Origin of the sequence: Microbacterium sp., from assembly GCF_041641055.1 — a bacterium.
In the GTDB taxonomy this organism is placed as follows: Bacteria; Actinomycetota; Actinomycetes; order Actinomycetales; family Microbacteriaceae; genus Microbacterium.
In genome coordinates, this window is record NZ_JBEPZB010000014.1 from 44,316 (window position 1) to 57,241 (window position 12,926).

At 70.0% G+C, this 12,926-nt stretch carries 13 protein-coding genes; 9 read left to right on the forward strand and 4 right to left on the reverse strand.

What is annotated here, in order from left to right; translation table 11 throughout:
• Positions 1–3: 3 nt before the first annotated feature.
• Positions 4–1,221: a glycosyltransferase gene (locus tag ACESK8_RS10595; protein ID WP_372968559.1), complete on the reverse strand. Its 1,218-nt coding sequence runs from the start codon at positions 1,219–1,221 to the stop codon at positions 4–6.
• 32 nt (positions 1,222–1,253) lie between these two features.
• Here ACESK8_RS10595 and ACESK8_RS10600 point away from each other — a divergent pair, with 32 nt between their 5' ends.
• Genes ACESK8_RS10600 through ACESK8_RS10615 form a run of 4 tightly spaced genes read left to right on the forward strand, consistent with a single transcriptional unit; the run spans position 1,254 to position 5,258 of the window.
• Positions 1,254–2,243: an NAD-dependent epimerase/dehydratase family protein gene (locus ACESK8_RS10600; RefSeq protein WP_372968560.1), complete on the forward strand. Its 990-nt coding sequence runs from the start codon at positions 1,254–1,256 to the stop codon at positions 2,241–2,243.
• Positions 2,243–3,037: an MBL fold metallo-hydrolase gene (locus ACESK8_RS10605; RefSeq protein WP_372968561.1), complete on the forward strand. Its 795-nt coding sequence runs from the start codon at positions 2,243–2,245 to the stop codon at positions 3,035–3,037. The genes ACESK8_RS10600 and ACESK8_RS10605 overlap by 1 nt, the downstream gene beginning before the upstream one ends.
• Complete coding sequence (locus ACESK8_RS10610) at positions 3,037–4,329, forward strand: F390 synthetase-related protein (RefSeq protein WP_372968562.1); 1,293 nt, start codon at positions 3,037–3,039, stop codon at positions 4,327–4,329. Before ACESK8_RS10605 ends, ACESK8_RS10610 begins: the two co-directional genes overlap by 1 nt.
• Positions 4,323–5,258, forward strand: a complete 936-nt coding sequence (locus tag ACESK8_RS10615; protein WP_372968563.1) for a 3-oxoacyl-ACP synthase III family protein — start codon at positions 4,323–4,325, stop codon at positions 5,256–5,258. The genes ACESK8_RS10610 and ACESK8_RS10615 overlap by 7 nt, the downstream gene beginning before the upstream one ends.
• A 9-nt stretch (positions 5,259–5,267) precedes the next feature.
• On the opposite strand, the gene ACESK8_RS10620 is transcribed toward ACESK8_RS10615, so the two are convergent.
• The gene (locus ACESK8_RS10620; protein ID WP_372968564.1) at positions 5,268–7,709 is read right to left on the reverse strand and encodes a DNA topoisomerase (ATP-hydrolyzing) subunit A; all 2,442 of its coding nucleotides are present in this window, start codon (positions 7,707–7,709) and stop codon (positions 5,268–5,270) included.
• Positions 7,710–7,768: 59 nt separating this feature from the next.
• Here ACESK8_RS10620 and ACESK8_RS10625 point away from each other — a divergent pair, with 59 nt between their 5' ends.
• Positions 7,769–8,890, forward strand: a complete 1,122-nt coding sequence (locus tag ACESK8_RS10625; RefSeq protein WP_372968565.1) for an alkaline phosphatase family protein — start codon at positions 7,769–7,771, stop codon at positions 8,888–8,890.
• Between the two features lie 21 nt (positions 8,891–8,911).
• On the opposite strand, the gene sepH is transcribed toward ACESK8_RS10625, so the two are convergent.
• A complete protein-coding gene (gene sepH, locus ACESK8_RS10630; protein ID WP_372968566.1) occupies positions 8,912–9,952 on the reverse strand; it encodes a septation protein SepH in 1,041 nt (346 codons plus the stop codon).
• Between the two features lie 196 nt (positions 9,953–10,148).
• Between sepH and ACESK8_RS10635 the strand changes: the two genes are divergently transcribed.
• Complete coding sequence (locus tag ACESK8_RS10635; RefSeq protein WP_060928192.1) at positions 10,149–10,442, forward strand: DUF4193 domain-containing protein; 294 nt, start codon at positions 10,149–10,151, stop codon at positions 10,440–10,442.
• Between the two features lie 148 nt (positions 10,443–10,590).
• Here the strand turns inward: ACESK8_RS10635 and ACESK8_RS10640 are convergent, their stop codons facing one another.
• Entirely contained in the window at positions 10,591–11,055 is a 465-nt protein-coding gene (locus ACESK8_RS10640; RefSeq protein WP_372968567.1) for a DUF3093 domain-containing protein, read from the reverse strand.
• Between the two features lie 12 nt (positions 11,056–11,067).
• On the opposite strand from ACESK8_RS10640, the gene dut reads away from it, so the two are divergent.
• Genes dut through ACESK8_RS10655 form a run of 3 tightly spaced genes read left to right on the forward strand, consistent with a single transcriptional unit; the run spans position 11,068 to position 12,852 of the window.
• Entirely contained in the window at positions 11,068–11,541 is a 474-nt protein-coding gene (gene dut / locus ACESK8_RS10645; protein ID WP_372968568.1) for a dUTP diphosphatase, read from the forward strand.
• On the forward strand, positions 11,534–12,121 hold the full coding sequence (locus ACESK8_RS10650; RefSeq protein ID WP_372968569.1) for a DUF3710 domain-containing protein: 588 nt from the start codon (positions 11,534–11,536) through the stop codon (positions 12,119–12,121). The genes dut and ACESK8_RS10650 overlap by 8 nt, the downstream gene beginning before the upstream one ends.
• Positions 12,118–12,852, forward strand: a complete 735-nt coding sequence (locus ACESK8_RS10655; protein ID WP_372968570.1) for a DUF3159 domain-containing protein — start codon at positions 12,118–12,120, stop codon at positions 12,850–12,852. The genes ACESK8_RS10650 and ACESK8_RS10655 overlap by 4 nt, the downstream gene beginning before the upstream one ends.
• The last annotated feature ends 74 nt before the right edge of the window (positions 12,853–12,926 follow it).

A 12,926-nucleotide genomic window follows, 5' to 3' on the forward strand; every position in this document is an offset into this window, starting at 1 on the left:
GCGTCATCGCGTCGGCGACAGCACCGCGCGATAGACGTCCAGGAGCGCATCGCGATGCGTGTCCTGAGCCACGTGCCTGCGGTGCGCGATCGCCGCGGCGCTCATCGTGCGGACCCGCTCCGGATCGTCGCGCAGCTCCTGCAGCGCCGCGGCCAGCCCGCCCGCATCGGGAGTGCGGCTCACGAGCCCTCCGCCGGGAGGCAGCATCTCTGCAAGGTCGGGGTCGGTGACGATCACGGGCAGACCTGTGGCGATGCCCTCGAGGATGACCATCGGCTGGTTGTCGAAGTCGAGTGAGCTCGAGACCAGCACGTGCGCGCGCGACATCGCCTGAAGCACCTGCGACTGCGGCACCGCGCCGTGCACGGTCAGGCGTCCGTCGGGCAGATCCCGGGCCGCCGCGGCGACGCGACGCCTGGCCACGCCGTCGCCGAACATCTCGGCGCGGATCGCCGGAGTGCGCCCGACGGCCTCGACGAACACCTCCGGCCGCTTCTCGGGGGACAGGCGTCCGCACCAGACCACGCGCAGCTCGTCCGCCGCTGCGGGTTCCCGCAGTGCCGGCGCCCCGACGGCCGCGAGGACGGTGTCCTCCAGGCCGTTGGAGAGCACGGTGAGCGGTGTCCGCACACCCTGCGCGGTCAGCTTGTCGGCGAAGTGCGCCGACGGCACGATGACATGGTCGGCGTGATTGGCCTGACTCACCATGAGGCGCCACATCCGACGGGCCATCCGCGTGCTCGCGTAGGGGGCCGACGGGTCGAGGCGTGCTCGGTCATGGCTCATGCGGCGGCGGTGCATCGCGGCGAGTACCGCCGTCGTGACCGACGGCAACGGCAGCACGGAACGCGTGTAGACGTCGATGCGCCCGTGCATGGTCTGCACGATCGGGAGCCCCTCGGCCGTGGCCGCCTCGAACCCGGCGAGGGCGGCGAACATCTCGGTGTGCACGTGCACGACGTCGATGCGGTGTGCGCGCAGCCCCTCCCGCACCGCGGTCGCCGCAGCCGACGACGTCCAGGTGAAGGGGTACCCGTCCGGCGCGAAGCCCCGTGCGGTGGGAAGCCGGATGACGTGCGGATCGTCGCTCGGCGCGGACAGGGGCGTGAACACGAACACCTCGTGTCCTGCGTGCTCCAGAGCCTCGCGGTGGGCCTTGATCACGGTCTGCACACCCCCGAGAGTGGGCAGGTAGTAGTCGGTGACCATGGCGATACGCACCCGACCACAATAGGACGGCTAGGGTGAGGGTCATGTCCGGAGCCCGTGTGCTGGTGACGGGGGCGAGCGGGTTCCTCGGCGGCTATGTCGTGCCCGAGCTGCAGCGTCACGGACATGAGGTCTACGCGGCCGGGCGCGATGCCGACGCGCTGGCCAGGGTCGCGGACCCCGAGCACCGCGTTCGGGGCGACCTCGAGGCGCTCGGCTCGCGGGAACTGCCCGTGGAGGCCGTGATCCACTGCGCGGCACTCTCCACGCCGTGGGGGCCGTGGAATGACTTCCGCGCCGCGAACGTCGACGGCACGGCGCGAGTGGTCGACTTCGCCCGTCGCAATGGGGTCCGCCGAATCGTGCACGTGTCCTCGCCGAGCGTCTACGCCGCGGCGCGCGATCGGATCGGCATCCGCGAATCCGAGGTCGATCCCCGCAATCGCCTGAACGGATACATCCGCTCGAAGATCGCCGCCGAACAGCTGCTGCGTCGTGCCCTCGATGCCGGCGACATCGAAGAGCTCGTGATCGTGCGCCCCAGGGGGCTGATCGGCATCGGTGATCCCAGCCTCGTGCCGCGGCTGCTCGCCGTGCACGAGCGCATCGGCGTTCCTCTCTTCGGCGGCGGAGACAACCTCATCGACGTCACCGCCGTCGAGAACGTCGCATCGGCGCTGCGTCTCGCGCTCACTCACGGCGACCCGGCCGGCGGCGTGTACAACATCTCGAACGGCGAGCCGCGACCCTTCCGCGAGCTGCTCTCGACGCTGCTCGGGCTGCTGGGGGAACAACCCCGGTTCCGCCCTCTGAACCGACGGACCGCCTGGGCGATCGCAGCCGTGCTGGAGGGCGCCTGCAGCGCGCTGCCCGGGAGGCCGGAACCGCCGCTGACCCGCTACACCCTCAGCACGATCGCCTACTCCCAGACGCTCGACATCAGCCGCGCCGTGGCGGAGCTCAGATATCGCCCCGAGGTCTCGCTGGACGACGCCCTCGCCAGGGTCGCCTCGCACCTGAGGGCGAGCGTCTGATGGGTCGCCTGCACCACTATGTCTGCGGGCGGACATCTCACGACCTCGCGGCGGTGTTCCACGGCACAGGGCGCGAGGTGCGGGAGTTCCCCTCCGGCGTGTTCCTGTACGAGGGCGCGGAGGAGCGGCGTGTGCTCTTCGACACCGGGTATGCGACCGGCGAATGGGATACCGGATGGCGGGGCGCGATCTATCGCCGCCTCCTGCCCCCGGAGGTCGCGGAGTCGGACGACGTGGCGGCGCGGTTGCGAGCGGACGGCATCGATCCGGCATCCATCACGCATGTCGTGCTCTCGCACCTGCATCCGGATCACGTCGGGGGAGTGCGGAGGTTCCCGGATGCGACCTTCGTGCTCGGTGCGGGGCAGGAGCGCACCCTCCGCAGTCCGTCCCTGCGGTCGGGGGTGCTGACCGGGCTCTTCCCCGAATGGTTCGGAGACGTCGATCGCGTGCTCCTCGGCGAGGACGCGTTCCGGCCGGTGTCGGTGGGAGATGCTGAGCTGCGGGCTCATGACCTCTTCGGCGACGGCTCCTACCTCGTGCTCGACCTCCCAGGCCACGCCGACGGGCATCTGGGAGCGCTCGTGGAGGATTCCGTGCTGCTGGCGGGTGACGCGGCGTGGGGGCACGACCTGATCGGAGAGTCGGCCCACCTCCGGGCAGTGCCGCGCGCGATCCAGCACGACGCAGAGGCGTACGTCGCGACGGCTCGGGTCCTCGAGCAGGTCGCCGCTGCCGGCATCCGAGTGGTCTGCAGTCACGATGCTGTCGGTGCGACGGAGCTGTTGAACTGATGGGCAGACTTCGGATCCTCCGGGAGTTCGCCGCGGTGCGATGGCTCCGCCCCCTGCGCACGCGGGGCTCAGTCGACCGACGTCAGAGGCGACTGCTCGCCGCCCATCTCCGCTTCCTGCGACGACGTTCGCCGTACTTCCGTGATCAGCTGCGTTCGCGCCCGTTCGCCGAGCTCCCGCTCATGGACAAGAGCGTCATGATGGAGCGGTTCGACGAGATCAGCACGACCGGCATCGCGAAGCGGGACGCCCTCGCCCTCGCCCTCTCCAACGAACGCTCGCGGGAGTTCGACGCCGACCTCGGCTCGCACTCCGTCGGTCTCTCCAGCGGGACCAGCGGACACCGTGGCGTGTTCGTGGTGAGCGCCGCCGAGCGCGACGCCTGGGTCGGGACCGTGCTCGCGCGCACTCTGCCTCGCGGCGGGCTGCTCGGACACCGGATCGCCCTGTTCCTGCGGGCCGACAACACGCTGTACGAATCCGTCGGCTCGAAGGCGGTCTCGTTCCGCTACTTCGACGTGTTCGCCGACATGGCGGACAACCTCGCACGGCTGCGCGACTACCGGCCCACGATCCTCGTCGCGCCGCCGTCGGTGCTCCGCCTGATCGCCCGTGCGGTCGATGCCGGCGAACTCGAGCTCAGGCCCCAGAAGGTGTACTCGGTCGCCGAGGTGCTCGAGCTCGCCGACGAGCAGCACATCGTGCGGTCGCTGAGGCAGGACCGACTGCACCAGCTCTACCAGTGCACCGAGGGCTTCCTCGCGCACACGTGCGAGCAGGGAGTGATCCACCTGAACGAGGACAACATCCTCGTCGAGCGCGAGATGCTGGATGGCGTCCGATTCACGCCCATCGTGACCGATCTCCGTCGCCGCGCGCAGCCGATCGTGCGCTATCGCCTCGGCGATGTGCTGCGGGAGCGCTCCGCCCCCTGCGCGTGCGGCAGCGCGCTCACGGCGATCGAGCGGATCGAGGGACGAGAAGGAGACACTCTGGTCCTCCGCGGACGGGATGGGCGCAGCATCCCGGTCTTCGCCGATGTGATCACCCGCGCCCTGCTCTACGCCGAGGGCTTCGATGAGTACCGGATCCGCCAGATCGGCGACGCCCAGCTCGAGATCGCGCTGGACCGCCTGGATGACGGCTCCGCGGGCAGCGTCCGGAGCGAGGTGCATGCGCTGCTGGACCGGCTCGGCTGCGAGCGGCCGGAGATCTCCTTCGTGGAGTATGTGAACGACGGCTCGGCCAAGTTGCGCCGCGTCGTGCAGGAATGGGGGGAGCGTCGATGGTGAGGAACTGCGAGATCGCGGGGTGGGGGACATCGCTGCCCGCGCAGACCGTCCGGTTCGGCGGCGAGATCAGGTACCGGATCGAAGACGACCGCTCGCACCTCGACATGCTCACCGAGGCATGTGAGCGCGCACTGACCCACGCGGGGATCACGGCCGACGGGGTCGATCTGGTGCTCGGCGCCTCTGCCGCGGGCGTCCAGCCCATCCCGTGCACCGCGGCGCTCGTGCTCGAGCGTCTCACCCTGACGGGTCACGCCGCCGCCTTCGACGTCAACTCGACCTGCACGAGCTTCATCACCGCACTCGATGTCGCGTCGCGGTACCTCGATGCGGGCGATCACGAGACGATCCTCGTCTTCGCCGGCGACGTGGGCACCCGCTTCCTCGACCCCGAGCAGCGCGAGAGCTATGAACTGTTCAGCGACGCCGGAGCGGCCGTCGTGCTGAGGCGCTCGATCGACGCAGACCGTGGCGTGATCGCCAGCGCCCAGCGCACCTGGCCCGCGTACGCGCACGACACCGAGATCAGGGGAGGCCTCTCGCGCTCGCCCGCCCAGGTCTACGCCGAGGCGGATCCGGCGGACTACCTGTTCGACATGGACGGCCGGCGGGCGCTGCTCGGGATGATGCGCGTGCTCCCCGGGTTCTTCGAGACGTTCCACGACTCATCCGGCGTCGCGTACGACGACGTCGCGCTGTGGGTCCCGCACCAGGCCTCCGCAGCCCTCGGACCCATGCTGGACCGTCTGGGCATCCCCGCGGACCGGCGGGTCGACGAGGTGTCCGCCTACGGGAACATGGTCTCCGCCTCGGTGCCCTTCATGCTCGCTCGCGCTCTCGAGAGCGGACGAGTCGGTCGAGGCGACACCGTCATCCTCTGCGGGACGGCAGCCGGCCTCACCGCCAACATCCTGGCGCTGAGGCTCTGAGCCGCCGGCTCACACCAGGGTTCGGCCGATGCTGCCGATCACACCCTCGATCGACTGACCCGAGCCATCGCGACGTCCGACGGCTTCGGGCAGCTTGCGCACGGCGCCGGTGGGATCGACGGCTTGAGCAGGATTCGGGCCCACCCACGCGACCGTGAGGCGGTCTTCGCCCTTGAGGAACGCGTGGGCGCGGACGCCGCCGGTCGCTCGCCCCTTCGAGGGGTACTCCGCGAACGGGGTGACCTTGCCGCGGCCGGGATCCGTGCCGGGCAGGCTGCTCTCCGCACCGGAGACGGTCGCGACCACCGCATCGGCGTCAGGAGAGACCGCGCCGAAGAAGAGGACGGATGCCCCCGCGCCGAGCTTGATGCCCGCCATGCCTCCGGCAGGGGCGCCCTGCGGCCGCACTGCGGACGCGGAGAAGCGCAGCAGCTGCGCGTCGGTGGTCACGAAGACGAGATCCGCGTCGTCCTGAGCGTCGGCGATGCCGACCACGGTGTCGCCGGGCTTCATGCCGATGACCTCGAGGTCGGGACGCACGGGCAGCGTGGAGGGGACGATGCGCTTCACCGTGCCCTGCGCGGTGCCCAGCGCGATCGGGGTGTCGCTGTCGAAGCGCACGAACCCGAGGATCCGCTCGCCTCGGGTGGTGATCCCGAGGTAGTCGCGGAGCGGAGCGCCCGCGGCCAGCTGCACCGACGAGGACGGCACGGACGGGAGATCGACGGGGGAGAAGCGCAGCACGCGGCCCTCGGTCGTCAGCGCCCCGATCTCGGCGCGCACCGTCGTCTGCACGGTCGCCAGGATCGCGTCGTGCTTGCTGCGGCGAGCCGGCGTCGTGAGCTCCTGTCCCTCGCCCAGATCGACGCGCACCGCGCGACCTGTCGTGGACAGCACGAGCACGGTGGGCGCATCCGCGATCTGAAGGTCGACGGCACCCTTCGTGGCACGGGGCTTGGGCGGTGCGGCGTTCATCAGCAGGGTGCGCCGAGGGGTGCCGTAGGCGTCGGCCACGGCATCCAGCTCCCGTGCCACCGCCGCCCGCAGCAGCACGTCGCTGCCGAGCAGCTCCCGCAGCGCGGCGATCTCGGCGAGGAGGGAGTCGCGCTCGGCCTCGAGCTCGATGCGGGAGAACTTCGTGAGCCGACGCAGCCGGAGCTCCAGGATGTACTCGGCCTGCAGCTCGCTCAGGTCGAAGACGGAGCGCAGTCGGGTGCGCGCCTGCTCGGAGTCGTCGGACGAGCGGATGACCTGGATGACCTCGTCGATGTCGAGGATCGCGATGAGCAGTCCCTCGACCAGGTGCAGCCTCTCCTCACGGCGTGCCAGCCGGAAACGGCTGCGACGGGTGATCACCTCGAGACGGTGCGCCACATAGACGCGGAGCATCTCCTTGAGGCCGAGCGTGCGCGGCTGCCCGTCGACCAGAGCGACGTTGTTGATGCTGAAGGAGTCTTCCAGGGGCGTGAGACGGTACAGCTGCTCGAGCACGGCGTTCGGGTCGAAGCCGGTCTTGATGCCGATGGCGACGCGAAGTCCGTGATTGCGGTCGGTGAGGTCGGTGACGTCGCTGATGCCCTGCAGCTTCTTCGACTGCACCGCGTCGCGGATCTTCTCGATCAGCCGCTCCGGGCCGACCATGTACGGCAGCTCGGACACGATTATCCCGGTGCGACGGGGTCCGAGCGGTTCGACCGAGACCTTGCCGCGGACCTTGAGCGCCCCGCGGCCGTTCGCGTACGCGTCCTTGACGCCGTCGAGGCCCATGAGGATGCCGCCGGAGGGGAAGTCGGGACCAGGGACGAATTCCATGAGGTCCTCGGTCGTCGCGTCCGGGTTCTCGAGCAGATGGGTCGCCGCGGCCACGACCTCGATCAGGTTGTGCGGCGCCATGTTCGTGGCCATGCCGACGGCGATGCCGCTGGCGCCGTTGACGAGGAGGTTGGGGAAGGCGGCGGGGAGCACGGAGGGCTGCTGGAACTGCCCGTCGTAGTTCGGGATGAAGTCGACGACGTCCTCGTCGAGATCCTCCGTCAGTGCCATCGCGGGGGAGGCCAGGCGGGCCTCGGTGTAGCGGGCGGCGGCGGGTCCGTCATCCAGCGAGCCGAAGTTGCCGTGGCCGTCGACGAGCGGCACGCGCAGTGCCCACTCCTGGGCGAGGCGCACCAGGGCGTCGTAGATCGCGGAGTCGCCGTGGGGGTGCAGCTTTCCCATGACCTCGCCGACGACACGCGCGCTCTTGACGTGACCGCGGTCGGGCCGCAGCCCCATCTCCGCCATCTGGTAGAGGATGCGCCGCTGCACCGGCTTCAGGCCGTCGCGGGCATCGGGCAGCGCGCGCGAGTAGATGACCGAGTACGCGTACTCGAGGAACGACCCCTGCATCTCGCTTTCGAGGTCGATGTCCTGGATACGCTCCGGGGCGAGCTCGGGAGGCGGGGTCTTGGGCATGGCCATCCTGAATGGTGCGAGGCTGAGGGCGTACGGGAGCCTGTGTCAGACTGGCTCGGATGTCCCTCATGCTACCGCCCGAGTCGTCTGCAGCCCGGAGCGTCGCCGGGGTGGCGGACGACATGTTCGCCGCACTCCGGGGCGAATCCGCCGTTCTGCCGCGCGCGGAGTCGGTGGTGCTGGTCCTCATCGACGGACTCGGTGCGATCAGCCTGCGGGCCCACGCCGGCCATGCACGCGCACTCACGACCGGGATGGCGAAGAAGGACGTCGCGCACTCGGTCTTCCCCTCGACCACCGCGGCGGCGCTCACCAGCCTGCTGACCGGCGTCTGGCCGGGACAGCACGGGCTGGTCGGCTACCGGGTGCTCGACCCGTCGCGCGGCATCCTCGTCAACCAGCTCACGGGGTGGGAGTCGGAGGGGCTGGACCCCGCGACCTGGCAGGCGTCGCCCACGGTGTTCGAGCGCGCTGCCGCCGAAGGGCGCCCGACGTTCGCGGTCGGTGTCGCCGCGTACGCCGGCAGCGGTTTCACGCGAGCGACCCTGCGCGGGGCGGAGTTCGTCGCCGCGCAGACGCCCGCCGAACGGGTGGCGGCCGCGTACGACCTGGCCGAACGGCATCCGGGCTCCCTCGTGTACTGCTACCTCCCCGAAGCAGACAAGGCCGGACACCGGTACGGCGTCGACTCCGGGCACTGGGTCGCCGCGCTCGAGGAGATCGATGCCGCCCTGGCGCACCGGGTTCCCCCCGGCGTCGGCGTCCTCGTGACCTCGGACCACGGGATGGTCGACGTTCCCGCCCACCGGCAGGTCGTCCTGGAGGCCGAGCATCTCGAGGGCGTCGCCCTCGTCGGCGGCGAGCCGCGGATGCTGCATCTCTATCTGGACCCGGACGCGGATGCCGAGGCCGTGTCGTCCCGCCTGACGGCGGACCTGGACGGACTCGCCGACGTGGGCACCCGTGGTGCGGCGATCGATTCGGGTCTGTTCGGTCCCGTGGTCACGCCGGCGGCCGCGTCGCGGATCGGAGACGTGCTCGTCGTGTCTCGGAGCAATCACGCCGTGTACGACGGGACGGCCCATGACCAGCGCAACCGGGGGATGATCGGTCAGCACGGCGGCCTCACGCCCGAAGAGCGTCAGGTTCCGCTGCTGCGGTTCGGGGCCTTCGCCCGCTGAAGCGGTGGCGGCGAGACGGGCCTACTCGTCGGTGCGGGCGCCGAACACGATCTCGTCCCACGAGGGCATCGCGTTGCGGCGCTTGCGCCGACCGCCGGTCGACTCGTTCGACGGCTCCGGGGCGGCATCCGTCGGATCGTCGTCCTCGTCGGAGTCGGCGCTCTCGAACGCATCGAAGAGGGCGATCGGGTTCTGGCCGGAGTCCTCGTCGACGTCGCTCAGGATCGGAGCGGTCTCACGCTGACCACGCCGGCGGCGCAGCGCCTCGAGCAGGTCTGCGGTCTCCGGGCTGGTCGTCGACGAGTCGGGCGCGCGCTTGATCGCGGCGTCCTGCACCGCTGCCGTCGAGCGCTCCGGTGCCGCGGGGTCTTCGACGTCCGCTTCGGGTGCCGGTACGAGCCGCGGACCGAAGGCACCGGAGTCGAAGCGGCTGTCGTCCTTGTAGGGCGACGCCTGGCGCTCAGCCTCGACGGCTCGCAGCCGCGGGATGAGACCTTCCGGGAGCGAACCCTGGCGCGAGAGCTGGGTCGCGTCGGCGTTGAGCGGCGACAGGGCGCTGCGACGCGGGTCGAAGCTCCACCTCGCATCGTGCTCGACCTCGTTGGCGGAGAACTCGAGCTTGATGATCCAGCCGCTCTCGTCCTTCCAGCTGGCCCAGCGCTCGGATGACGCCTCGAGCTCGGCGAGCTTGGCGCGGATGGCGGTGCCGAAGGTCGGCTGCGCGTCGGGCTCGACCTCGCTGCCGATCAGCACGGGTACGGCGAGGGCCTGACCGATGACGTGTTCGCGCTCGGCGAGGACGGGGCCTTCGAAACGCGCGACGTCCTCGACGGAGATCCCGAGCAGTTCTGCCACCTCCGGGGCCGTGAGCCCCGCGCGGATCTGCGCCTGGATGTCGCGGGGACTCGCGGCGAGACGCTGGGCGGTGGGTTCGCTCTGGCGGGTGGCGCGACGGATCTCACGGTGCAGGACGTCGTCGATGGGCAGCGCGAACCGCTCGCCCGACTCGGTCGCGAGTACGAGCACTCCTGCTTCTGTGCCGACGATGGTGACGTTTTCCATGCGAATGCCCCTCTGATGGGTGTGCGTTCATGGTGTCACGCAGGGGTGCCCCGAGCCGGGAATACTCTGGGCGTGCCGTCAGTTTGGTCTGTCGCACCCACGGGCATTTGCTTATTCGTTCGAGGTCGTGCAAACTATGGCCGCCGATTACCCCGACGGCGCACCACCCACTCGCATGAAAGTGGAGATTCACCACATGGCAACCGACTACGACGCTCCCCGCAAGAGTGAAGACGACTCCGAGTCGATCGAAGCCCTCAAGGAGCGTGTGCCGGACAAGCTCTCCGGTTCCACGGGAGACGAGGACGCGGACAATCCGTCCAGCTTCGACCTCCCCGGAGCCGATCTTTCCGACCTCGAGCTCGATGTCGTCGTGCTGCCCGCGCAGCAGGACGAATTCACCTGCATGAACTGCTTCCTCGTGAAGCACCGTTCACAGCTCGATCACGAGGGCTCCTCCGGCCCCATCTGCAAGGAGTGCGCCGCCTGAGCGCACGCGCACGAGATTCCACGCGCCCCCGGCCTCACGGTCAGGGGCGCGTCGTCTTCTCCAAGCGGATGGTCATTCGGCGATGAGGCGTCACTCAGCGCTGCGCCGCGATCCAGCGCTGGGGCGCGATTCCGCGCTGGGCCGCGATTCAGCGCTGAGCCGCGACGATGGCGGCGGCCAGACGATCGGGCGTCCGCGACGAGATCGTCCACGTGTCGACCGGGTCGTCCTGGTCGAGGTTGGGCACGACGACGACGCCGTCGATGCCCCCGCGGATGAGATGCCAGCCGCGTGCCGGCAGCCCAGGACCGCGCGCTTGTCGCGCCTCCTCCGCGTTCAACGCGATGGGCGCTCCGAGGTGGGAGACGTCGATGTGGGCTCGCCCGGCGCGCAGCACCCCGCCGTCGACGCTGACGACCGGGTTGAGCACGATGAACGCCACGACGAGCAGCGCGGAGACGGCTGCTCCGACGATCAGGGCGACGGTCGATCCGACGGGCACGAAGATGAGGGACACCATCGGGCCTGCGAGGGCGACCGTCACCAGCAGCCACAGGCTGGGCGACAGTCTCTCGCGGTAGCTGATCCGCGCGTCGGGGGCGTTGTTCTGCATTAGCCTCGTGGGGTGACTGAATCCGTTGATGTCCCCATTATCGCCTCTACGGTCCCCGGCTACGCCCACCCCGGCGATGCCGGAGCGGATCTGGTGGCTGCCGAGGCCGTGCATCTGGGCCCGGGGGAGCGCGCGCTGGTCGCGACCGGGGTGCGCATCGCGCTGCCGGACGGCTATGCGGCTTTCGTGGTGCCTCGTAGCGGACTCGCGGCGAAGCACGGCATCTCGATTGTCAACTCGCCGGGCACGGTCGATGCCGGTTACCGCGGTGAGATCAAGGTGAGCCTGATCAACACCGACATCCACAGCGCGTACGATGTCGCCGTCGGCGATCGCATCGCCCAGCTGATCGTGATGCCGGTCACCCGTGCCGTGTTCATCCCCGTCGAGGAGCTGCCGGACAGCGTCCGCGGCGAGGGTGGCTTCGGATCGACCGGCTACCAGGCAGGAACCGATTCCCGTTCGGGAGGACACACCAATGACTGACAACAACGCCACGCCCTCGAAGTCAGCACCGCTGGACCGGGCGACCCAGGGGCCGTTCGACGACTCCGAGGCCAACCCGGTCCGTCCCTACATCGACCTCGGCGGCATCAAGATCCTCCCGCGCGAGGGCCTGAATCTGCGCCTCGAGGTCGAGGAGCAGTCCAAGCGCATCGTCGCGGTCGGTCTCGACTACGCGGACTCCTCCCTGCAGGTGCAGCCGTTCGCCGCGCCGCGCTCCGGAGGTCTCTGGGACGAGACCCGTGTGCAGCTGCGCGACCAGGTGCGCACCCAGGGCGGACGTGTCGAGGAGCGCGAGGGGCCGCTCGGCAAGGAGCTGCTCGCCGAGGTGCCTGCCACCGCGAACGAGGGGTCCGAGCTCCGACTCGCCCGTTTCGTCGGCATCGACGGACCTCGCTGGTTCCTGCGCGGTGTGATCGGCGGCGCCGCGGCATCCGATCTCGAGGCCGCGGCCAAGGTCGAAGACCTCTTCCGCTCCATCGTCGTCGTGCGCGGGGGCGCCCCGATGCCGCCGCGCGACCTGATCCCGCTGAAGATGCCGGCGACCCCCGGCTCCGCGTGAGCGCGCAGGCACCGGATCCGGAGCGCGAGCAGAGCGCGTCGGACATCCTCGGCGCGGCGCTCGGCGGGGCCGCCAGACGTGCGGGCCTCGACCCTTCCGAGAGCGCCAGCACCCAGAAGGTCGTCTGGTCGGCGATCGGCGGATGGCGCGGCATCCTCGAGTCGGTTCTGCCGAGCCTGGCCTTCGTCGTGCTGTTCACGATCAGCCCCGAGCCCCTGATCCTCGCCCTCGGCGTGTCGGTCGGCATCGCGGCACTGTTCACCATCGTCCGTCTCGTGCAGAAGTCGCCGCCCTCGGCCGCGATCGGCGGACTCGTCGCCGCGGCCGCGGCCGCGGGGCTCGCGCTGTGGACGGGGCGCGGGCAGGACAACTTCGTGCCCGGCCTCATCACGAATGCCGCGTACGGCACGGCGATCCTCATCTCGGCGCTCATCGGCTGGTCCCTCATCGGACTCGCGGTCGGCTTCCTGATGGGAGAGGGCACGGGCTGGCGCACCGACCGCCGCAAGCGTCGGGCGTTCTTCTGGCTCGGCATCGCGTGGGCTGCGCTCTTCTTCGCCCGGCTCGCGGTGCAGCTCCCGCTCTACCTGACCGAGCAGGTGACCGCGCTCGGCACGCTGAAGCTGATCATGGGGCTGCCGCTGTTCGCGCCTCTCATCGCCGTCACCTGGCTCGTGGTGAGGGCGCTGTATCCCCGCACTCCGGCGGATGACGCACGCTCGACGGCGTGATAGATTTATCTTGACATCAAGATAAATTGAAGGCTTTCGCCCGGAGGCTGAGCGGAGCAGACTGGTTAGGTCTG